At 71.5% G+C, this 21,305-nt stretch carries 19 protein-coding genes and 1 riboswitch; of the genes, 17 read left to right on the top strand and 2 right to left on the bottom strand.

The genetic code is table 11. From position 1 onward, the window contains the following. Positions 1-53 precede the first annotated feature (53 nt). The 4 genes from ACFPZ3_RS13205 (at position 54) to ACFPZ3_RS13190 (ending at position 3,339) form a co-directional block, all read left to right on the top strand. Positions 54-731 carry a DsbA family oxidoreductase gene (locus tag ACFPZ3_RS13205; protein ID WP_379514327.1) on the top strand — a complete coding sequence of 226 codons (678 nt, stop codon included), beginning with the start codon at positions 54-56 and terminating at the stop codon, positions 729-731. Between the two features lie 215 nt (positions 732-946). Next, positions 947-1,633 (top strand): gamma-glutamyl-gamma-aminobutyrate hydrolase family protein, encoded by a 687-nt coding sequence (locus ACFPZ3_RS13200; protein ID WP_379514326.1) that lies wholly within the window; start codon positions 947-949, stop codon positions 1,631-1,633. A 9-nt stretch (positions 1,634-1,642) separates the two neighbouring features. After that, positions 1,643-2,557: an alpha/beta hydrolase gene (locus tag ACFPZ3_RS13195; protein WP_379514325.1), complete on the top strand. Its 915-nt coding sequence runs from the start codon at positions 1,643-1,645 to the stop codon at positions 2,555-2,557. Next, positions 2,554-3,339, top strand: coding sequence for an enoyl-CoA hydratase/isomerase family protein (locus tag ACFPZ3_RS13190; protein WP_379514324.1), 786 nt, complete (start codon positions 2,554-2,556; stop codon positions 3,337-3,339). The genes ACFPZ3_RS13195 and ACFPZ3_RS13190 overlap by 4 nt, the downstream gene beginning before the upstream one ends. A gap of 485 nt (positions 3,340-3,824) precedes the next feature. Here ACFPZ3_RS13190 and ACFPZ3_RS13185 read toward each other — a convergent pair whose 3' ends face one another. Further along, complete coding sequence (locus ACFPZ3_RS13185) at positions 3,825-4,412, bottom strand: class I SAM-dependent methyltransferase (RefSeq protein WP_379514323.1); 588 nt, start codon at positions 4,410-4,412, stop codon at positions 3,825-3,827. 128 nt (positions 4,413-4,540) lie between these two features. Between ACFPZ3_RS13185 and ACFPZ3_RS13180 the strand changes: the two genes are divergently transcribed. The 12 genes from ACFPZ3_RS13180 (at position 4,541) to ACFPZ3_RS13125 (ending at position 20,160) form a co-directional block, all read left to right on the top strand. Next, positions 4,541-6,145, top strand: a complete 1,605-nt coding sequence (locus ACFPZ3_RS13180) for a sensor histidine kinase (RefSeq protein WP_379514322.1) — start codon at positions 4,541-4,543, stop codon at positions 6,143-6,145. Continuing rightward, a complete protein-coding gene (locus ACFPZ3_RS13175; protein ID WP_379514321.1) occupies positions 6,142-6,831 on the top strand; it encodes a response regulator in 690 nt (229 codons plus the stop codon). The genes ACFPZ3_RS13180 and ACFPZ3_RS13175 overlap by 4 nt, the downstream gene beginning before the upstream one ends. Before the next feature lie 167 nt (positions 6,832-6,998). Continuing rightward, a complete protein-coding gene (locus ACFPZ3_RS13170) occupies positions 6,999-7,595 on the top strand; it encodes a phosphoribosylanthranilate isomerase (RefSeq protein WP_379514320.1) in 597 nt (198 codons plus the stop codon). Further along, positions 7,588-8,454 (top strand): GNAT family N-acetyltransferase, encoded by an 867-nt coding sequence (locus tag ACFPZ3_RS13165; protein WP_379514319.1) that lies wholly within the window; start codon positions 7,588-7,590, stop codon positions 8,452-8,454. The genes ACFPZ3_RS13170 and ACFPZ3_RS13165 overlap by 8 nt, the downstream gene beginning before the upstream one ends. Before the next feature lie 707 nt (positions 8,455-9,161). Then, a complete protein-coding gene (locus ACFPZ3_RS13160) occupies positions 9,162-9,743 on the top strand; it encodes a CDP-alcohol phosphatidyltransferase family protein (protein WP_379514318.1) in 582 nt (193 codons plus the stop codon). Between the two features lie 4 nt (positions 9,744-9,747). Next, entirely contained in the window at positions 9,748-12,252 is a 2,505-nt protein-coding gene (locus ACFPZ3_RS13155) for a sugar phosphate nucleotidyltransferase (RefSeq protein WP_379514317.1), read from the top strand. A 268-nt stretch (positions 12,253-12,520) separates the two neighbouring features. Beyond that, complete coding sequence (locus ACFPZ3_RS13150) at positions 12,521-13,033, top strand: FHA domain-containing protein (RefSeq protein ID WP_379514316.1); 513 nt, start codon at positions 12,521-12,523, stop codon at positions 13,031-13,033. 118 nt (positions 13,034-13,151) lie between these two features. Next, entirely contained in the window at positions 13,152-13,805 is a 654-nt protein-coding gene (ftsR, locus tag ACFPZ3_RS13145; RefSeq protein WP_379514315.1) for a transcriptional regulator FtsR, read from the top strand. Positions 13,806-13,936: 131 nt separating this feature from the next. Further along, entirely contained in the window at positions 13,937-14,407 is a 471-nt protein-coding gene (locus tag ACFPZ3_RS13140; RefSeq protein ID WP_090771501.1) for a bifunctional nuclease family protein, read from the top strand. Between the two features lie 147 nt (positions 14,408-14,554). Beyond that, a complete protein-coding gene (locus ACFPZ3_RS13135) occupies positions 14,555-15,175 on the top strand; it encodes a MerR family transcriptional regulator (protein WP_379514314.1) in 621 nt (206 codons plus the stop codon). Between the two features lie 963 nt (positions 15,176-16,138). After that, a riboswitch (glycine riboswitch) is annotated at positions 16,139-16,236 on the top strand. Between the two features lie 178 nt (positions 16,237-16,414). Next, entirely contained in the window at positions 16,415-19,246 is a 2,832-nt protein-coding gene (gcvP, locus tag ACFPZ3_RS13130) for an aminomethyl-transferring glycine dehydrogenase (RefSeq protein ID WP_379514313.1), read from the top strand. Between the two features lie 116 nt (positions 19,247-19,362). Next, positions 19,363-20,160 carry a tetratricopeptide repeat protein gene (locus ACFPZ3_RS13125; protein WP_379514312.1) on the top strand — a complete coding sequence of 266 codons (798 nt, stop codon included), beginning with the start codon at positions 19,363-19,365 and terminating at the stop codon, positions 20,158-20,160. A gap of 100 nt (positions 20,161-20,260) precedes the next feature. Here the strand turns inward: ACFPZ3_RS13125 and ACFPZ3_RS13120 are convergent, their stop codons facing one another. Continuing rightward, complete coding sequence (locus ACFPZ3_RS13120; protein ID WP_379514311.1) at positions 20,261-20,608, bottom strand: hypothetical protein; 348 nt, start codon at positions 20,606-20,608, stop codon at positions 20,261-20,263. A gap of 80 nt (positions 20,609-20,688) precedes the next feature. Between ACFPZ3_RS13120 and ACFPZ3_RS13115 the strand changes: the two genes are divergently transcribed. Further along, on the top strand, positions 20,689-21,279 hold the full coding sequence (locus ACFPZ3_RS13115; protein WP_379514310.1) for an alpha/beta hydrolase family protein: 591 nt from the start codon (positions 20,689-20,691) through the stop codon (positions 21,277-21,279). The last annotated feature ends 26 nt before the right edge of the window (positions 21,280-21,305 follow it).

Here is a 21,305-nt window from a genome sequence, read left to right as displayed (position 1 = left end):
ACTTCAAGGTACGTACTTACGAAAGGTAAGCCCATCCTCGTAACGTGGCCCGCATGAGCACTCTGAACGTCGACATCTGGTCCGACCTCGTCTGCCCCTGGTGCTACGTGGGCAAGCGCCGCTTCGACAGGGCGCTGGCCGCCTTCCCCCGGCGGGAGGACGTACGGGTGCGGTGGCGCAGCTTCGAGCTCGACCCCGGGGGCAGCCGCGAACCGGCCATGTCCCTTCCCGAACGCAGCCATCGCGACCTCGGCGGCACCCGGGCCGACACCGACCGCCGCATGGCCATGCTCACCGACCTGGCCGCCCAGGAGGGCCTCGTCTACCGCCTCGACCTGGCCAGGGCCGTCAACAGTTTCGACGCCCACCGCCTCCTCCAGTACGCCGATCGCGAGGGCAGGGGAGAGGCCGTGCGCGAGCGCCTGATGAGCGCCTACGTCGCCGAGGGGGCCGTCCTGTCCGACCTCGGCACCCTGGCCGATCTGGCGGCCGAGTGCGGCCTGGACCCGGTGGCCACCCGTGCCGTGCTCGACGACGGCGGATTCGCCGAGGAGGTCAGGGCCGACGAGCTGCGCGCCAGGGAGCTCGGGGTGTCGGGGGTGCCGACGTTCGTCTTCGGGCAGCGGTACGCCGTCTCCGGGGCCCAGCCGGTCGAGGTCTTCTCCCAGGTGCTCTCGCAGACCTTCACCGACGCCGGGGACGGGACGGAAACCACCGCCCGCCTCCCTTGACGACCCGCGAGCGCGTGGGGGGCGAATGCCGGAGCCGGCGGGCGGTGTTCAGGGGAAAGAAGGGGACGAAACCTGGGAATTCGCATGGTGGGGGAGGCAAGGGATCTTTGGGAGGGGTGACATATCGGAAAGACTGTGCGCCATGATGGAGCATGGGGCGTCACCTGGGCAGGGCTGACGGCCCTACGAACTCCACCATGCCCCCTGGAGATCGCATGTCCCGACCGCTGATCGGCATCACCGCGTACTTCGAAGCAGCCCGCTGGGGCGACTGGGTACGCGAGGCCGTGCTGTCTCCACCCTCCTACGCGAAGGCGGTCGGCCGGGCCGGGGGCGCGCCCGTGGTGCTGCCGCCGCTCGGCCCGCACGCCATCGAGGACTACGTGAGCGGCCTGAAGGGCATCGTCCTGGCCGGCGGCGTCGAGATGGGCGCCGGCACGTACAACGGCGAGCAGGACGAGCGCATCGCCGAGCCCCAGGTGCACCGCGACCGGTTCGAGCTGGCCGTGGCCAGGGCCGCGATCCGCGCCGACCTGCCCATCCTGGCCATCGCCCGCGGCATGCACGTGCTCAACGTCGCCCAGGGCGGCACCCTGATCCCGTGGCTGCCCGAGGTGCTCGACAGCGACCGGCACGCCACGCCGGGAGCCGGCCACACGATCCAGGTGAGCGTCTCCAGCAAGCTCGGCAAGGCCGTCGGCGACCGGGTGGAGGTGGTCGCGCCGCACCACCAGTCCGTACGCCGTCTCGGCTCGGGCCTGCTGGCCGTGGCCTGGGCAGAGGACCAGATCGTCGAGGGGATCGAGCTGCAGGGACACCGCTTCGGCATCGGCGTCCAGTGGCACCCGGAACGCGGCGAGGACAACCGGCTCTTCGATGCGTTCATCGAGGCGGCCCGCTAGGCTTCGATCATGCCGCTGCACCCCCAGGCGCGGGACTACGTCGCCCAGTATCCGTCGGATCTGAACACCGACCTGGCCACCATCGGCCCGGCCGAGATCCGCGACATGCGCGGGCTGGACGCCCTGGCGGCCCACCGAGGGCCGATGACGAAGCTGCCCTACCTCCGCGACGAGCAGGCCGAGGGCGTGCCGATCCGCATCTACCGGGCCGACCCCGGCGACGGCCTGCTGCCGGTCGTGGTCTACTTCCACGGCGGCGGCTGGGTCTTCGGCAGCGCCAAGCGCAACGACGCGGTCGGCCGCGACCTGGCCATCCGCACCGGCGCCGTGGTGGTGTCGGTCGACTACCGGCTGGCCCCGGAGGACCCGTTCCCCGCCGCCGCCGACGACGCCTGGACCGTGGTGCGCGACATCTTCGCCAGGCCCGCCTTCTACCAGAGCAACGGCAGCGTCGCCGTGATCGGCGACAGCGCGGGCGGCAACCTGGCCGCCGTCGCCGCCTGGCAGGCCCGCGACGCCGGCCTGCGGCTGGCCCACCAGGTGCTCGTCTACCCGATCCTCGACGTGGCCATGGACACGCCGAGCCACGTCGAGTTCGCGAAGGGGTTCGGGCTGGACGCCGAGGAGATGGCCTGGTTCGCCCGCCAATACGCGGCCGACGCCGACCCCGCCGATCCCCGGCTGTCCCCGCTGCGGCTGCCCGACGTCTCGGGCCTGGCGCCGGCGACGGTCGTGACGGCCGAATACGACGTGCTCAGAGACGAGGCCGAGCGCTACGCGGAGCGCCTGGCCGAGGCGGGCGTGCCCGTCGGGCTGCGCAGGTTCGACGGCGCGGTGCACAGCTTCTTCGTCCTGCCCGGCCTGTTCGACCAGGCCGTCGAGGCCCGCGACTATGTGGCCGAGCGGCTACGGGAGTCCCTGTGAAAGACGCCTATGAGAAGCTGATGCTCGACACGCCCGCCGACGGCGTGTTGCGGATCACGATCAGCGAGCCCGGCAGACTCAACGCGGTGGACGCCACCGCCCACCGCGAGCTGGGCGAGGTCTGGCGCGACGCCGACCGCGACGACAGCGTCAGGGCGATCCTGGTCAGGGGCGAGGGCCGGGCATTCTCGGCGGGCGGCGACCTGTCCATGATCGAGGACATGATGCGCGACCACGCCACCAGGCTGCGCGTGTTCACCGAGGCCCGCGACATCGTCTACAACGTGCTCAACTGCTCCAAACCGGTCGTCTCGGCCATCCAGGGCCCGGCCGTCGGCGCCGGGCTCGCGGTGGCGCTGCTGGCCGACATCTCGGTCGCCGGTCGCACCGCGCGGATCATCGACGGCCACACCCGGCTCGGCGTCGCCGCGGGCGACCACGCCGCGATCGTCTGGCCGTTGCTGTGCGGGCTGGCCAAGGCCAAATACCACCTGCTGCTGTGCGAGCCGCTCTCGGGCGAGGAGGCCGAGCGGATGGGGCTGGTCAGCCTGTGCGTGGACGACGACCAGGTGCACGACAAGGCCATGGAGATCGCCGTCAGGCTCGCGGCCGGCTCCCAGGAGGCGATCAGGCTCACCAAATACTCGCTCAACAACTGGCTGCGCCTGGCGGGCCCCTCCTTCGACGCCTCGCTCGCCATGGAATTCCTCGGATTCACCGGCCCCGACGTGGCCGAGGGCGTACGCGCGCTGCGCGAGAAGCGGCCCCCGTCCTTCGGCTGAGCCCCCCGCGTGTGCATCCCCGGCCCTCGGGTAGCGGGGGCAATGAAGGAAAGTGGACTCGCCGTTGCGCCGGCACCGGCCCTGTTCGCCGAGGCCGAGAACGTCGCTTCGGCCGGCAGAGGGCCAATGGCGGCCGGTGTGACTCCAGCGGTCCACGAGACAGCGGAGGAGGAAGAGCATCCACGGGGCCGCCGCCCGTGAAGGCGGCGGAGGCAGGGCGTGGCTCGACGGGCGCCGCGAGCCGCGGGGGCGATCCGGACGCCCGCGCCGTGCAGGGGGTTGAGCAGTAGCTCCCGGCCGAAATCGGCGCGGTCCGCCCGATCCAGGCGCTGATCGGGCGGCCGGACACCCCGCTGATCCCCGCTCTTCGCACGCCGACGCCTTCCCACCGCATCACGCGGACGCCTAACCACCACATCACACGGACGCCTCCCCACCGCATCACGCGGACGAGGTGGGGCGCACGTCTCAGCGGAACGGGCCTGCTAGCGGGGCCTGCGCGCGTGGAAGACGAAGGCCGGGGGAGTGTTGCGCCACACCGTACGCCCCGCCACGACCTCCTCGAACCGCTCCGCCAGCAGCGTACGGAACCGCCGCGCCGAACTGAGCGGGATGGCGTGAATGTAGGAGAACGTCGTGAACGCCGCCCCCGGATTCATCGCATCCGTCACCGCCCCCAGCAGATCCCGCTGCAGCTCGTCGGGGAAGGCCGCCCACGGCAGCCCGCTCACCACCACGTCGGCCGGCCCCAGCCCCCGCTCGCCGAGCAGCTCGCCCAGCCGGGAGGCGTCGTCGTGCGCCACGTCCACCGCGGGGAAACGCTCGGCCAGGAGCCGCGCCAGCGGCTCGTTGAGCTCCACGGCCAGATGGTGGCCGCGCCCGCTCAGTCGCTGCTGGATCTCCGCCGTGAACGAGCCCGTCCCGGGGCCGAGCTCCACCACGATGGGCTCACCCCGCTCGGGGACCGGCGTGCATACGGACGAGGCCAGCCACCGGGAGCTGGGAGCGAGGGCGCCGATCGTGGCAGGGGAGCGCAGGAACTGGCCGAGGAAGAGTGCCGTGTCGTTGGGCATGAATCGAACCTAAAGCCCCGGCGGCACTGGATCGCTCCGCCCTCCGGGCGCAGCTGCGGCCACTTGGAGGAGGCGGGCTCCTCCGCGCGGAGGATCAGGTGCTCACGCTGGACGGATACCTTGTGTGCATGCGTTGGCGTGGTGTGCCGCTGGATGTCCTGCTCGCGGCCTCGGGAGTGAGCCTGGACCTGCTGACCACCGCGCACGCGGGCGACACCGAATTCCTGCCCGCGGAGATGAACATTCCGATGGCGCTGCTGGTCGGCCTGCCCCTGGGACTCGTACGCCGCTGGCCGGTGCCCGTCTCCCTCTACCTGGCGGCGTTCCTGGCCGTCACCGACCAGATCGGCTCGTTCACCTCCAACACCGCCCAGATCCTCGTCTGCGTGTCGCTCGGCGTGGCCGGCTACACCTCGCCGGTGCGGGCCACCGCCCTCGCCGTGGCCGCCTCGATCTTCGCGACCGCCTTCAACATCGCCGACCCAGGCATCGCGCTCACCGGCAACATGTGGATGTACTCCGTGCTGCTGCCCGTCTTCCCCGCAGTCCTCGGCGCCTACCTGCGCAGCTCCGCCGAGCGCCTCGACGAGCGCGACGTCACCCCCGACGCGCTGCTCGCGGCCGGCGGCGTGGCGATCACCGTGCTCAGCACGTGGACCACCTGGCACTCGGGCATGCAGCCGGTCTGGGTGGTCGGCCTGCTGGCCGTGGTGGGCGGGCTGTCGCTGGGCATCGCCAGGCGGCTGCCCGGCCTGGTCTTCCTGCTGCAGGGCGTGCTGCTCGTCTCGGCCGACACCTACCTGAACTCCGCCGTCAACACCTGCGTCATCCTCACGCTCATCGCCATCGGCGTGTTCGCCATGCGGGTGGTGTCCTGGGCCTGGACGGTGGCGGCATACGTGACCGGCTGCCTGCTCACCGCGATCGCCGTCGTCGGCGACAACACCGAGATCACCGCGTTCCGCGTCGGTGTGCTCATGACGCTGGTCGCCACCCCCATCGCGATCGGCCGCTACCTGGGCGTGCGCCGCGACGCCGCGGCCACCGAGCGGCTGGTCGCCGAGGAGGCCGCCCGCGCCGCCGTCGCCCAGGTGCGCGCCGACCAGCTCGCCGAGCGCGAGCGCATCGCCCGAGACGTGCACGACATCGTCGCCCACCACGTCGGCGCGATGGTGCTGCGGGCCAGCGCCGCCCGTTACACCGCCCCCGACGGCCCCGTCGCCGACGCGCTCAACGACATCCGCGAGACCGGCCACCAGGTGCTGCAGGACCTGCGCGACCTGCTCGACCTGCTGCGCGATCCCGACCGCCAGCCCGACCTGCTGGCCAACCCCGCCGACGTCGTACGCGAGTCGGCCGAACGCATGGCCGCCGCCGGGCTCGTCGTCGAACTCGACCTCGACCCGGCCACCGACCAGGCCCCCCTCATAGCCCGCACCTCCGCGGCCAGGATCGTCCAGGAAGGACTCACCAACGTGCTCAAACACGCAGGCCCAGGAACGCGGGTCCGCGTATCCGTGTCCTCGTCCGAGGACGGGCTGGCCGTGGAGATCCGCAACGGCCGCCCGCCCACCGCCATCGAACGCCTGCCCTCCTCGGGGCGCGGGCTGGCGGGCATGCGCGAGCGCGTGCGCACGGTGGGCGGCACCCTCAACGCGGGCCCCGACGGCGAGGGCGGCTGGCTGCTGGCCGCCCACCTGCCTACACGGCTGTCCTCGGGGAACGCCGCGTGATCCGGGTGCTGGTGGCCGACGACCAGGCGCTCGTACGCGCGGGCGTGCGCATGTTGCTGCAGGCCACGGGCGACATGGAGGTCGTGGGCGAGGCCGAGGACGGCGCCGAGGCCGTGCGCCTGTCCGAGCGTCACCTGCCGGACGTGATCCTCATGGACCTGCGCATGCCCAGGGTGGACGGCCTGGAGGCGATCAAACGCGTGCTCGCGGGCCGGCCCGGGGCCAGGATCGTGGTGCTGACCACGTTCGCCGAGGACGGCAACGTCTACGCCGCCCTGCGCGCCGGGGCCGTCGGCTTCCTGGTCAAGGACGACGAGCCGGAACGCATGGTGGACGCCGTGCGCCGGGCCGCGGCCGGCGAGCAGCTCCTGGCGCCCTCGGTGCTGCGCCGGGTCGTGGAGGGCTTCCTGGCCGCCGAGGAGCAGGCCGCCGCGCCCGCGGCGCCGGCCGGGCTGACCGAGCGCGAGGTGGAGGTGCTCGCCCTGGTCGGCACCGGCCTGTCCAACGCGGAGATCGCCGAGGAGCTGCACGTCGGCGTCACGACCGTCAAGACCCACATCGCCGCCGCCATGGACAAACTGGGCCTGCGCAACCGCATCCAGGCCGCCGTGGTCGCCCACCGCACGGGCCTCGTCGACGCCTCCTTCCGCCCGGTACGCCCCCCGCGCGGCGGCCCGGCCACCTGAGACCTGTTCGGCCCCGTCATCGCCGTACTGGCCCTGGCACCTGAGACCTGTTCGGTCTCGTCATCGCCGTACTGGCCCTGGCACCTGAGACCTGTTCGGCCTCGTCACCGCCGTACTGGCCCTGGCGTGGTCACCGGGAGCCGCGCGCCGCCGTTAGAGTCGGAGATGTGTATGTGAAGATCTGCGGCCTGAGCGAGCCCGAGCACGTTGCCACCGCCGTCGAGGCCGGCGCCGACGCCATCGGGTTCGTCATGACCCGGAGCACCCGGCGCGTCGCGCCCGAGCGGGCGGCCGAGCTGGCCGCCCAGGTCCCCGAGCACGTGCTCACCGTGGGGGTGTTCCGCGGCGAGGACCCGGAGACCGTCAGGGCCGCCGCGCTCGCGTCCGGGGTGCGGGCCGTCCAGTTGCACGGCAGGCATCCGCACGGCGACTTCACCGCGCTCAAGGATCTCGGCGTCCGCCTGGTCAGGGCCGTCGACGCGCAGGCCGACCTGCGGTGCGGGGCCTTCGACGAGGACCTGCTCCTCGTGGACGCCCCCCACGCGGGCTCGGGCCAGCCGTGGGACTGGGCCGCCGTACGCGGCCGCCCCTCCGGGCACTGGATGCTCGCGGGCGGCCTCGACCCGTCCAACGTCACCGAGGCGATCGCGGCCGCCGACCCGTGGGGGGTCGACGTGTCGAGCGGTCTGGAGACGGCGCCGGGCGTGAAGGACTCGGCGCTGATCGAGGCGTTCCTGCGGGCGGCGCGCGGCTCCCATGGATGACCTCGTCCGCGGCCCGTCCCTGACCCGGGGCAGCATGGCCGGGGACCTGGCCCGCGCCCTGACCTTCCTGCACACCTTCGCCCGGCGCCGCTCGCCCAGAACGGTCCCGATCCCGGGCGGCTTCGCGGTGCTCGACGACCGTTACCCCGGTTCACACGACGACAACAAACTGATAGTCCACACAGCCCCCGACTCAGGCGACCCCGGTGACTCGGGTGACTCCCGTGACTCTGGCGGCCCAGGCAACTCCGGTGGCCCAGGTCAGGTGGTGGGGCGGCTGGTGGCCGTGGCCGATGAGGTGCTGGCGGAGCGGGGGCACCGGCTGGTGTGCGTGGACGACGACCGGCTCGGCACCGCCTACGCGCCCGCCTTCGCCGCCGCCGGCTACGAGCACGAGACGAACCTCATCATGGCCTTCCGTGGCCGCGTCCCCCGGGACGTGCCCCCGGCCGAGCGGCTCGACCTGGCGGAGCTGGTGCCCGTACTGCGCCGGGAATGGCGCGGCACACTGCCGCAGGCGTCGGACGAGGTGGTCGACGGTCTCGCCCGTCGGGTGGAGGCCCGTCTCAGGGGCGCCGACGCGGTGAGCTTCCACGGGGTCCGCGCGCCGGACGGAGAGATCGCCTCCAGAGCCGACCTGTATGTGGACGGCGGCGTCGCCCAGATCGAGAGCGTCTTCACCGGCGAGCCGCACCGGGGCAAGGGCCACGCGCGCGCCCTGATGACCGCGCTGCTGGCGCAGGCGGCGGAGGCCGAACTGATCTTCCTGATGGCCGACGCGAACGACTGGCCCCGCCACTTCTACGCCGACCTGGGCTTCGAGCCACTCGGCCACACCCACGCCTTCCTCCGTACCTGACCGCAATACGGCCATTCATCCTTTACGCGCTGCCGTGGCTTCCCACCCGCCGCACTCCGGCTCACGGCCCTCCAGGAAACGGCTTCTGACCCTTCACCGCCGGCCCGCCGTAACGCGAGCCCATGTTGCCCATCGAAGGCCGAATCGCCACCCCGATCGTCGGGGCGTCGGCAGCCGGAGGGCCGGCGGTCGCCGAGGCGTTGCCGCAAGGGGTACCAGGGTGGCCTGACGCCCCTGGGCGCGGAACCGCACGCGCCCAACGACCGGACGCCGCTGTCCAAGCAGGTCCTGGCCGGTCTCTGGGAGAGCGAGCGGACGCGGCTCAGGCCCAGAAAGCCTGCCAAGACGGTTGGTCGGCACGGTCGGCGGCGGGCTCGGTGGGCGGCCAGATCAGCGGTGGGTCGGCTCAGCGGGTGGCAGACACAGCGGATGGCTGGCCCGGCGGTGGGTCGGCGCAGCGGGTGGCTGGCCCAGTGGGTGGCAGGCTCAGCGGTGGGTGGGTGGGCGCAGCGGGTGGCTGGCCCAGCGGTGGGTCGACGCAGCGGGCGGTCGGCTCAGTGGTGGGTCGACGCAGCGGGCGGTCGGCTCGGGGGTTGGACGGTCGCGGTGTGGTGAGCGGTGGAGGTCGTCGGTGCGGGTGGGCGGTCGTCGGCATCGGCCAGGTGCGGGGCCGCTGTGTTGGGGCTCCACGCAGTAGGGTCTGCTGCGTGAGTGAAACTTCCGCCGAGGACCGGATCTGGACAGTTCCCAACCTGCTGAGCTTCCTGCGCCTCTTGGGCGTACCCGTGTTCCTCTGGCTGGTTCTCGGGCCAAGGGCGGACGGCTGGGCCATCTTGATCCTCGCGGTGGCCGGTTTCACCGACTGGCTCGACGGCAAGATCGCGCGGGCGTTCAACCAGACGAGCAGGCTCGGCCGGCTCATCGACCCCGCCGCGGACAAGCTGTATGTGTTCGCCACGATTCTCGCCCTCCTGATACGCGACGTGATCCCGTGGTGGCTGGTCGTGATCATCCTCGGGCGCGAACTTTTCGTCGCGTGTTTCGTTCCCGTACTTCGCAAACATGGCTATAAGGCACTTCAAGTGCATTTCCTGGGCAAGGCTGCCATGTTCAACCTCATGTACGCCTTCCCTCTCCTCTTCCTTGCCTCCCACTCTGGGTGGTATGCCGAAATAGCTCGCATTGTCGGGTGGGCCTTCGCGCTTTGGGGAACCGGTCTGTACTGGTGGGCCGGGGCGCTGTATGTGGTACAGGTGCGCCAGTTGGTAGCCGCGGCCAAGAAGGAGTGATCGGGTGAAGGCGGTCGTCATGGCAGGCGGGGAGGGCACTCGGCTGCGTCCGATGACCGCCAACCAGCCCAAACCCCTGCTCCCCGTGGTCAACCGCCCGATCATGGAGCACGTGCTGCGTCTGCTCAAGCGGCACGGCGTCACCGAGACCGTGGTCACCCTGCAGTTCCTGGCCGCCCTCGTGCGCAACTACTTCGGCGACGGTGACGAGCTGGGCATGAGCCTGCAGTACGCCACCGAGGACATCCCCCTCGGCACCGCGGGCAGCGTCAAGAACGCCGCCGACCGCCTCCGCGAAGACCGGTTCCTGGTCATCTCCGGTGATGCCCTCACGGATATCGACTTATCCGATATGATCCGGTTTCACCGTGAAAATAGTGCTTTAGTCACCATTGGCCTGAAACGGGTGCCGAATCCCCTTGAATTCGGGATCATCATCGTGGACGACGAGGGCCGCGTACAGCGCTTCCTCGAGAAACCCACCTGGGGCCAGGTCTTCTCCGACACCGTCAACACCGGCGTCTACGTCATGGAACCCGAGGTCCTCGACGCCGTGGCGTCGGGCGAGCCCGTCGACTGGTCCTCAGACGTCTTCCCCGCCCTCCTCGAACGCGGCGCCGCCATCTACGGGTACGTGGCCGAAGGCTACTGGGAGGACGTCGGCACCCTCGACAGCTACCTCAAGGCCCAGGCCGACGCCCTGTCCGGCAAGGTCGGGCTGGACATCGGCGGCTTCGAGCTCTCACCGGGCGTCTGGGTCGCCGACTCGGCCTCGGTGGACCCCGACGCCGTGCTCAAGGGCCCGCTGCTCGTCGGCGACTACGCCAAGGTGGAGGCGGGGGCCGAACTGCGCGAATACACCGTGCTGGGCAACAACGCCATCGTCCGCGAGGGCGCCTTCCTGCACCGCGCGGTCGTCCACGACAACGTCTACCTCGGCCCCGGCGCCCACCTGCGCGGCTGCGTCATCGGCAAGAGCACCGACGTGATGGCCGGCGCCCGCATCGAGGAGAACGCCGTCATCGGCGACGAATGCGTCATCGAGGCCGAGGCCTACGTCTCCAGCGGCGTCAAGGTGTATCCGTTCAAGACCATCGAGGCCGGCGCGGTCGTCAACACCAGCGTCATCTGGGAGTCGCGCGGCCAGCGCAACCTGTTCGGCCCCAGAGGCGTCAGCGGCCTGGTCAACGTCGAGATCACCGCCGAGCTGTGCGTCCGCCTGGCCAGCGCGTACGCCACCACGCTCAAGAAGGGCGAGTACGTCGTCACCTCCCGCGACTGCTCCCTGGCCGCCAGGGCGCTCAAGCGGGCCGTCATCGGCGCGCTCACCGCGAGCGCCATCAACGTCCTCGACCTCGAGGCCGCCCCGCTGCCCGTCGCCCGCTTCCACACGGCGCGCGAGTCGGTCGCCGGCGGCATCGCGCTGCGCACCACCCCCGGCGACCCGCAGAGCGTGGACATCGTCATCATGGACGACCGCGGCGCCGACCTGCCCCCGGCCGCCCAGCGCAAGCTGGAGCGGGTCTTCTCCAGGCAGGAGTTCCGCCGCGCCTTCCCCGGCGAGATCGCCGAGCTCGCCTACCCGGCCAGGGCCGTCGAGGACTACACCCACGAGCTGCTGCGCCACGTCGGGGTGAGCGGCGTCAAAGACATGAAGGTCGTCGTGGACTGCGCCGGCGGCACCTCCTCGCTGGTGCTGCCCACCCTGCTCGGCCGGGTCGGCGTCGAGGTGCTCACCGTCAACGCCCGCCTCGACGACGTCTCGCCCACCGAGACGCTCGCCGAGCGCCGCCGTGACCTGCAACGGCTGTCCGAGCTCGTCAGCTCCTCGCGGGCGGCGTTCGGCGTGCGCTTCGACCCCGTGGGCGAGCGCATCGCCCTGGTGGATGAGAAAGGCCAGCTCATCAACGAGGAACGCGCCCTGCTCGTCGTGCTCGACCTGGTCGCCGCCGAGCGCCAGGGCGGTCAGGTGGCGCTGCCGGTCACCACGACCAGGGTGGCCGAGCAGGTGTGCCGCTTCCACGGCGTGCAGGTGCAGTGGACCTCCACCGCGCTCGACGCCCTCACCTCGGCCGCCGCCGGACCCGACATGATCTTCGCGGCCGACGGGCGCGGCGGGTTCGTGGTGCCCGAGTTCAGCCCGGCGATCGACGGGCTGGCCGCGTTCATGCGCCTGCTCGGCCTGGTGGCCCGCACCCGGCTGTCGCTCAGCCAGATCGACGCCAGGATCCCCGAGGTGAAGCTGCTGCGGCGCACCGTGCCCACGCCGTGGGCGGCCAAGGGCGCCGTCATGCGCTCGGTCATCGAGGCGGCCGAGTCCGAGCCGGAGGGGAACCGCGTCGACACCACCGACGGCGTGCGCGTGGCGCGCGAGGACGGGAGCTGGGTGCTGGTGCTGCCCGCCGCCGCGGAACCCGTCACGGATCTGTGGGCCGAGGCCGCCGACGTCGACAGCGCCCAGGCCCTGCTCGAACGCTGGGCGCGCATCGTGGAGCAGGCCGCGGGGTGAGGATTGTCACCCCGTGTGACGGAAGGCTTTTGCCGATGATGCGCCCATGGAGTGCCGCAAGATCGTAATGTAGAAACGCGCGGCGGCATGGACCACGGGGTGGGGGCGACGGTAACTTTGTCTGCGTCCAAACCAAAGTGCAGCGCCCCGCCTTGACCTTTGCCGCTGATCAGCGTAAGTTGCGGCATTCGCAAACTTGAAAAAGCGAAGCGAGGCGCGCCCCAGAGCACCGTCGCCGCGTCTTCGCGGTAGGAGGCCGAGCCGATCGATGCCGAGCGTCTACTGCACGCAGTGCGGGCACGCCAACCCCGAGGATGCCCGTTTCTGTTCCCGCTGTGGGTCACCGTTGACCAGGGCCGAGGTCTCCGGGGACACCACGTCGACGATCTCGGTCGCGGGAATCGAGGCGTACGAGGCTGAGACCGGCGACATGCTCGTGGCCGAGCGGGCGATCGTCGATCAGCTCCCGCCGGGCGCGGCGTTGCTCACGGTGACCAGAGGTCCCAACCAGGGGAGTCGTTTCCGGCTCGACACGGACCTGACCACGACCGGGCGCCATCCGGAGAGCGACATCTTCCTCGACGACATCACGGTCTCCCGCCGCCACGTCGAGTTCTACCGCCATCGCGGCGGCCAGTTCTCCGTGCGCGACGTGGGCAGCCTCAACGGCACCTACGTCAACCGGGAACGGATCGAGGAGGTCCCCCTGCACTCCGGAGACGAGGTGCAGATCGGCAAGTTCCGCCTCGTCTTCCTGATGCGCGGCAACTCCGGCGTATGAGCGAACGACCCGTGAACAGCCTCGTTCGAGCTCATGCGGCCGCCGGAGGCGGTCGCATGAGCGGGCGGAGCGAACGACCCGTGAACGCCGAGCTCATGGGCCCGCCGGAGGCGGGCGGATGAGCTCACAGGCGGCGCGGTCGCATATGAGCATCGGGGAGGTGCTCGCGCTCCTGCAGGGAGAGTTCCCCGATGTCACGATCTCCAAGATCAGGTTCTTGGAGGGCGAAGGGCTGATCGAGCCGGAGCGCAGCCCGTCCGGCTACCGGAAGTTCACGCACCTGCACGTCGAGCAGCTCCGCTTCATCCTCACCGAGCAGCGCGACCACTACCTGCCGCTGCGGGTGATCAAGGACAGGATGGCGGAGAGCTTCGGCCGCCCGCGTGAGGTACGCCAGGCGCAGGAGCTCAGGCTCAGCCGCGCCGAGCTGATCGAGGCCGCGGCGATCGACGAGGAGACGCTCGGCGAGCTGGAGGACTACGGACTGCTCGTCCCGGTGGCCAGGCGTTACGACGAGGAGGCGCTCAAGGTGGCCCGTGTCGTGGGCGCCTTGGCCCGTTTCGGCCTGCACGCCCGCCACCTGCGGGCGGTCAAGGTTGGGGCCGAGCGCGAGGCCGGATTGGTCGAGCAGACCGTGGCCCCCATACTCAAACGGCGCGCCCCCGGAGCCATCGGCGAGGCCGACGAGGTCGCCAGGGAGCTTTCCACGTTGCTGCTCGACCTGCACGCATCCCTTGTGCGGATGGGAGTCCGATCCGTACTGGGGCGTTGAGACCGTAGCGAGCTGGGAGGCGGAGGCGCATTCCAGGCCCACCGGGTGTTACGTTGAAATGCAGAAGCCAGTCAGCAAAAGCGATGATCGAGAGCTGTGCCGGGTGACCGGTCAGGATTACGGAGCAGCCCGTGTTGCAGATGGAGGTCGTGGGCGTACGAGTTGAAATGCCCACAAATCAGCCGATCGTCTTGCTCAAGGAGGCACACGGGGAGCGGTTCCTTCCTATATGGATTGGCATGACCGAGGCCACGGCCATCGCCCTGGCTCAGGCGGAGGAGCCGCCGCCGAGGCCGCTCACCCACGATCTCTTCCGAGACGTGCTGAGCGCCCTGGGCGTAGGCCTGCGCGCGGTCAACATCGTTGCTCTGCGTGACGGCATCTTCTTCGCCGATCTGGTCTTCTCCAACGGGGTGGAGGTGAGCGCGCGCCCGTCCGACTCGATCGCGCTCGCCCTGCGTACGGGGGCTCGCATCTTCGCCAGCGAGGAGGTCGTCCAGGAGGCCGGGGTGATCATCCCGGACGACCAGGAGGACGAGGTGGAGAAGTTCAGGGAGTTCCTTGACACGATCACTCCCGAAGACTTCGGTAGGGCGGGGTAGGTATTTCAGTGCATTTACGCTTCACGACGCGCCGAGCCGGATCGTTGACTGAGCATGGTCACGGTCCTACGGTGCAAGAGAAACCCGCGGTCGCCTTTTACGAACCCCCAGATCAGGCCGTGGGATGAGAGAAAGCCGGAGGTCCGCGTGGCGGTCAGCAGCGGCGAGGGAAAGACGGCCGACCAGGAAGATCCGGTGCGGCGCGAGAGCGCTCGGCAGCGTGCCGGGGAGCAGGGCCTGCTCTTCGACGAGCAGCCTACGACGCTGCCGGGCGACATCGGATACCGCGGGCCGACGGCCTGCTCCGCGGCCGGCATCACCTACAGGCAGCTCGACTACTGGGCGCGCACGAGCCTGGTGGAGCCGACTATAAGAGCCGCGCAAGGCTCGGGATCCCAGCGGCTCTACAGCTTCCGCGACATCCTGGTGCTCAAGGTCGTCAAGCGACTCCTCGACACCGGGGTGTCACTGCAGCAGATCCGTACTGCCGTGCAACACCTGCGTGACCGCGGGGTCGCCGACCTCGCGCAGATCACGCTCATGAGCGACGGGGTGAGTGTCTACGAGTGCACCTCGGCCGATGAGGTGATCGATCTGCTCCAGGGCGGCCAGGGCGTGTTCGGCATCGCGCTCGGGCGGGTCTGGCGAGAGGTCGAGGGCTCCCTCGCGGAGCTGCCGGGGGAACGCGCGGCGGTCGAGGACACCGTCCCGGCCGACCATCCCGCTGACGAACTGGCCCGCCGGCGTCGCGCCCGCCGGACCAGCTGACTCATTGACCTGTGCTTCTTCCCCACCTCGCCGCACGTCGGCCGAGGTCCTTCCGGGAAGAAGGGCCGGGGGAATTCTTCCAGGGGAGCGCGGCAGGGCCTTCTGAGGAGGGCTGAGGGGCTTGTGGAGACCGGCGGCTGTGCAGCCGCCGAAGGCCGGTAGGCGTCCCGTGGCGGGCGGCCCGCGATGAAACGACCAAGACCGGCGGGCCGGAGCGACAGGCGTGGGGCCGGAACGACGGGCCCGCATGACGGCCTCACCGACATGGACCGGGTCGGACGGCATGGCGGCCTCGCTGACGCGGAACGGGGCGGACGGCTGATGGCACAGAGGTCGCGACGGCGACCTGTATAACGACCATGCCGGGCCGGACAGGCTGACCTGGCCGGGGTGGTGCATAGATCGTGCCGACGCCGCTCAGGCGGGCACAGATGGCGCCAGGCGCCGCACAGGCGGTCTCAGGGCAGCGCGGGCCGGATCAGGCACCCTGGCAGGCGAGCGGGCGGGCGCTGATGGTGCCGACGCCGCAGGCGGGCGCAGATGGCCGCTGAAGCCGCACAGGCCGCTGAAGCCGCACGGGCCGGCGCATATGGTGCCAGGCGTCTCACAGGCGGTCTCAGGGCAGTGCGGGGCGGGTTGGTGCGCGGTGAGCGGGCGGGCGGGGCCTGGGCAGCGTGTAGGCGAGGCTGGGCCCTGGCGGTCCGGTGGGTGGGGCTGGGGCCCTGGCGGTCCGGTGGGTGGGCTTGGGGCGGTGTGCGTGGGCTGCCGTGGGGGTGCCGGGTGATCGCCGGGGTGGTGTGCCGTGGGGTGCCGGGTGATCGCTGGGGCAAGCGCCGGGCGGGACTCAGGGTGGTCGTGGTGTGGGTGTGGAGTCGGGCCGGGGCGGGAGGTGGCTGTGGGGTGGGGGTGGTGCGCTGAGCGGCAATCACGGCGTACCGTAGTAATCTAGGACAGCAAGGCTGACGACCCCGTGCGGGAGAGTCTCCGGGTCATAGGGCCCGGAGCGCCGAAGGAGCAACCCTCCCCGGAATCTCTCAGGCATCCTGTACCGCTCGGGTGAGGCAACTCTGGAAAGCAGGCGCGCCCGCCAGGTGTGCCTCACCGACGGTGCAAGCCCTGAACGGGGTGAAGCTCTCAGGTCGCGACGATCGGTTCACCGGGCGTCGTGCTGACAGAGGGGGAGATCCGGCACTCGCCCGCGCCCTGGCGCCGGTCTCCATAGCCTCGGGAGGCACACCCATGACCGATCTGTCCGCTCCGCCGTTCTCGTCCAGGCATATCGGCCCCTCGGAGTCCGAGCAGCAGCGCATGCTCGAGGCCGTCGGTTTCGAGTCCGTGGCGGATCTGGTGGCGGTGGCCGTGCCCGAGGGCATCAGGGCCAAGGACCGGCTCAAGCTGCCCGCCGCGATCGGCGAGGCCGAGGCCATCGCCGAGCTGCGCGCCCTGGCCGGGCGAAACCGGGTGCTCACGTCCATGATCGGGCTGGGCTACTACGACACGGTGACGCCCGCGGTCATCAGGCGCAACCTGCTGGAGAACCCGGGCTGGTACACCGCCTACACCCCGTACCAGCCGGAGATCTCGCAGGGCCGCCTTGAGGCGCTGCTGAACTTCCAGACGGTCGTCTCCGACCTCACCGGCCTGCCCGTCTCCGGCGCGTCGCTGCTGGACGAGGCCACGGCCGCGGCCGAGGCGATGACGCTGGCGCGCCGGGCGGGCAAGTCCAAGAGCGAGGTGTTCGTGGTGGACGCCGACGCCCTGCCCCAGACCAAGGCCGTGCTCGCCACCAGGGCCGAGCCCCTCGGCATCACGCTCGTGGAGCACTCGCTGGAAGGTGAGCTGCCCGCGTGTTTCGGCGTGCTCGTGCAGTACCCGGGCACGTCGGGGAGGCTGCGCGACTTCCGTGCCGTGGCCGCGGCCGCGCACGAGGCGGGCGCGCTGGTCGTGGCCGCCGCCGACCTGCTGGCCCTGACGCTGGTCGCCGCCCCCGGCGAGCTGGGCGCGGACATCGCGGTCGGGTCCTCGCAGCGCTTCGGGGTGCCGTTCGGGTTCGGCGGGCCGCACGCCGCGTACATGTCCGTACGTGAGGGGCTGCAGCGCCAGCTTCCCGGGCGTCTCGTGGGCGTGTCGGTGGACGCCGACGGCGACCCCGCCTACCGCCTGGCCCTGCAGACCCGCGAGCAGCACATCCGCCGCGAGAAGGCCACCAGCAACATCTGCACCGCCCAGGTGCTGCTCGCCGTCATAGCCGCCATGTACGCCGTCTACCACGGCCCCGAGGGCCTGGCCGGCATCGCCCGCCGCGTGCACCGCCACGCCACCGCCCTGGCGGAAGGGCTGCGCGGCGCGGGCGTGGAGGTCGTGCACGGCGAGTTCTTCGACACCGTGCTCGCCCGCGTCCCCGGCCGGGCCGCCGCCGTGGTGGCCGCCGCCGCCGAGCGGGAGGTCAACCTCTGGCAGGTGGACGCCGACCACGTCTCCGTCTCCTGCGACGAGAAGACCGGGGTGGCCGAGGTGGCCGCGGTGTGGGCGGCCTTCGGGGTCCCCGGCACTGAGGTGGACCCCGAGAACGCCCCCGACGCGCTGCCCGCCTCGCTGCTGCGCGAGAGCCCGTACCTGACCCACCCGGTCTTCCACGAGCACCGCTCCGAGACCGCGATGCTCCGCTACCTGCGCAGGCTGCAGGACAAGGACATCGCGCTCGACCGCTCGATGATCCCGCTCGGCTCCTGCACCATGAAGCTGAACGCGACCACCGAGATGGAGCCCATCACCTGGCCCGAGTTCGCCGCCATCCACCCCTACGCGCCCGCCGGGCAGGCCGCGGGCTACGGCGAGCTGATCAGCACGCTGGAGGGCTGGCTGGCCGAGGTGACCGGCTACGACGCGGTCTCCATCCAGCCGAACGCCGGCTCGCAGGGCGAGTTCGCGGGGCTGCTCGCCATCCGCGCCTACCACCACGCCAACGGTGACGGCGAGCGGGACGTCTGCCTCATCCCGTCCTCCGCCCACGGGACGAACGCCGCCAGCGCCGTCATGGCCGGCATGCGGGTCGTGGTCGTGGCCTGCGACACCGACGGCAACGTGGACCTGGCCGACCTCGACGCCAAGATCGACAAGCACCGTGACGCGCTGGCCGCGATCATGGTGACGTACCCGTCCACGCACGGCGTGTTCGAGGAGTCCATCACCGAGGTCTGCGCCAAGGTCCACGACGCCGGCGGCCAGGTGTACGTGGACGGCGCCAACCTCAACGCCCTGGTCGGCCTGGCCAAGCCCGGCGAGTTCGGGGCCGACGTCTCCCACCTCAACCTGCACAAGACCTTCTGCATCCCGCATGGCGGCGGCGGCCCCGGCGTCGGCCCCGTCGCGGTACGCGCCCACCTCGCCGCCTACCTGCCCGGCCACCCGCTGCACAACGGCACACCGGTCGGCCCGGTCTCGGCGGCCCCGTACGGGTCGGCGGGCATCCTGCCGATCTCGTGGGCGTACGTCAGGATGATGGGCGCCGAGGGCCTCACCGCGGCCACCGAGCAGGCCATCCTGTCGGCGAACTACCTGGCCAGGCGGCTGGCCCCGCACTACCCGGTCCTGTACACCGGGCGCGGCGGCCTGGTCGCGCACGAGTGCATCGTCGACCTGCGCCAGATCACCAAGGAGACCGGCGTCACCGTGGACGACGTGGCCAAGCGCCTCATCGACTACGGCTTCCACGCGCCGACCATGTCCTTCCCCGTGGCGGGCACGCTGATGATCGAGCCCACCGAGAGCGAGGACCTGGGCGAGCTCGACCGGTTCGTGGACGCCATGGTCGCCATCCGGGGCGAGATCGCCAAGGTGGCCTCCGGTGACTACGACAAGAACGACAACCCGCTGCGCAACGCGCCGCACACGGCGGAGGCGGTCAGCGCGGACGAGTGGCCGCACCCGTACGCGCGCAGCGAGGCCGCCTACCCGCTCCCGTCGCTGCGCGAGGCGAAGTACTGGGTCCCGGTGCGCCGCATCGACCAGGCCTACGGCGACCGCAACCTGGTGTGCTCCTGCCCCCCTCTGGAGGCGTACGAGGACTGAGCCGGGTGCGCCGATGACTCCGGGGGCGCGCCCGTCCAGTCCTTCGGCGTCAAGTGAGCAGACATGATCGCGAGAAGTCGTTAGGCTCGGTCCGACCGTCGCCACAAGGAGCTCTCTTGACGTCCTCAGAGCTGGAGACCGCGCCCCTCGACACCGCCCGCCTCCTGGCCGAACGCGGTGATCTCGACGCCGCGGCCGCGATCCTGGGCGAGCTGGCGGCCGATCCCGGCGAACCCGACAGGGCGCAGGCCGCGGTCGGGCTCGCCGTGGTCCTGGAGCAGCGGGGCGACGTCGAGGGCGCCAGGGCCGCCGCCAGGACCGCGCTGGCCACCGGCCACCCGGAATACGCCGCCCAGGCCGCCTGTCACCTGGCCCAGGGCTTCGAGCGGGAGGGGCGGGAGGAGCAGGCCAGGGGCGCCTGGCAGGCCGTGCTGGGGGTGGGCACGGCCGCATACGTGCCGCTGGCCCACCTCGCCCTGGCCCGGCTGGCCGAGGCGGCGCAGGACCTGGAGCAGGCGGAGAAGGAGCTGCGCGCCGCCATGCGGGCGGGCGACGACGGGGTCGGCGCGCATGCCGCCCAGCGTCTCGCCGACCTCATGGTGGAGCACGGGGAGCCCGGCGCGGCGGCTGAGGTGCTCCTGGACGCCCTGGAGTTCGCCCCCGCCGACGAGGTGCCGGGGCTGCGGGTCCGCCTCGGCATCGCCCATCTGGAGCTCGCCTGCGCGGAGTTCGCCGAAAGCGTCGAGGGCGGGGCCGACCCCCAGACCAGCGCCCTGGCCATCGAACTGCTCGCCCGCACCCTGCCGCTGCGCGGGCGCGACGACGACGCCGACCGGGTCTGGTCGTACGGGCTGGAGCACCACGACGAGACCCTCGCCGCCGAGGTCCGGCTCCGCTACGACCGAGACGCCTGATCACGACGCCCGACCGGGACGCCCGACCGCGACGTCTGATCACGACGCCTGATCACGACGCCTGACCGCGCGTCACCCGATCGGCGTGAGCGCCGGCCCCTCAGGAGCGGCGCATGACGGCCACGGCGGCCGCCACGTTGATGACGATGAGCGCCAGCCACGTCATCATCAGCCCGGCGGCCCCCGCGGTGCCCGCCGCGATGGCCGTCAGCGGCACGCCGATGCCCAGCGAGCCGAGCACGATCGGGATCATCGGCGCTCCGGGGTTCCGCTTCCCGTGCGGGGCGTGCCCGTGATGGTTCAGCTCCGCCCGGACCCGGGCGGCGATCGTGGCGTCGAGACGCTCGACGAAAGACTCGACGAGGGCCGCTTCGTAGTCCGGGCCGAGGTCGCGGCGGGCGTCGAGCGTGGCCTGCAGGTCATCACGGAGCGGGCGATTGTCTGGCATAACCGAATCATGCCTGTTCCACGCCGCGCCGTCATCCGCCCTGAGGGGTAGCCGCCGTCCTCCCCAGGTACCGTGCTGGCATGCGCGTGATGACTCCGAGGGGGCCGGCGACGGTCCAGGTCGACGAGGCCGCGGACCCGCGGCTGCTGCTGGTCCTTACGCACGGCTCGGCTGGGGGAGTGGACGCTCCTGACCTCCTGGCCGTACGCGATGCCGCGCTCGGAGCAGGGGCCAGTGTGGCGAGGGTGACGCAGGCGTTCAGGGTGGCGGGGGCGCGGGCGCCCGGCTCGGCGGTGAAGCAGGACGAGGCGTGGGAGACCGTCCTGGGCGAGTTGCGCGCGAGCCTGCCGGGGCTGCCGCTCGTGCAGGGCGGGCGGAGCAACGGGGCGCGGGTGGCGTGCCGTACGGCGAAGGCGGTCGGCGCGGCGGCGGTGGTGGCGCTGGCCTTCCCCCTGCATCCGCCGGGGAGGCCCGAGCGCTCCCGGGCCGGGGAACTACGCGGCGCCGGGGTCGACGTGCTGGTGGTGAACGGGGATCGCGACCCGTTCGGCGTGCCCGAGGCCGCGGACGCGGCGCGGCTGGTGGTGCTGCCGGGCGAGGGACATGACCTGAAGCGTGACCCCGCCCGGGTGGGCGAGGTCGTGGCGGAGTGGATCGTCCGCTACGCGTAGCCGCGCCCGATCGCGCTGAGTGATCG

This window comes from Nonomuraea insulae, from assembly GCF_042656245.1.
Note: the sequence above shows the minus strand (reverse complement) of the source record. Positions and strands in the feature narration are given on the sequence as shown.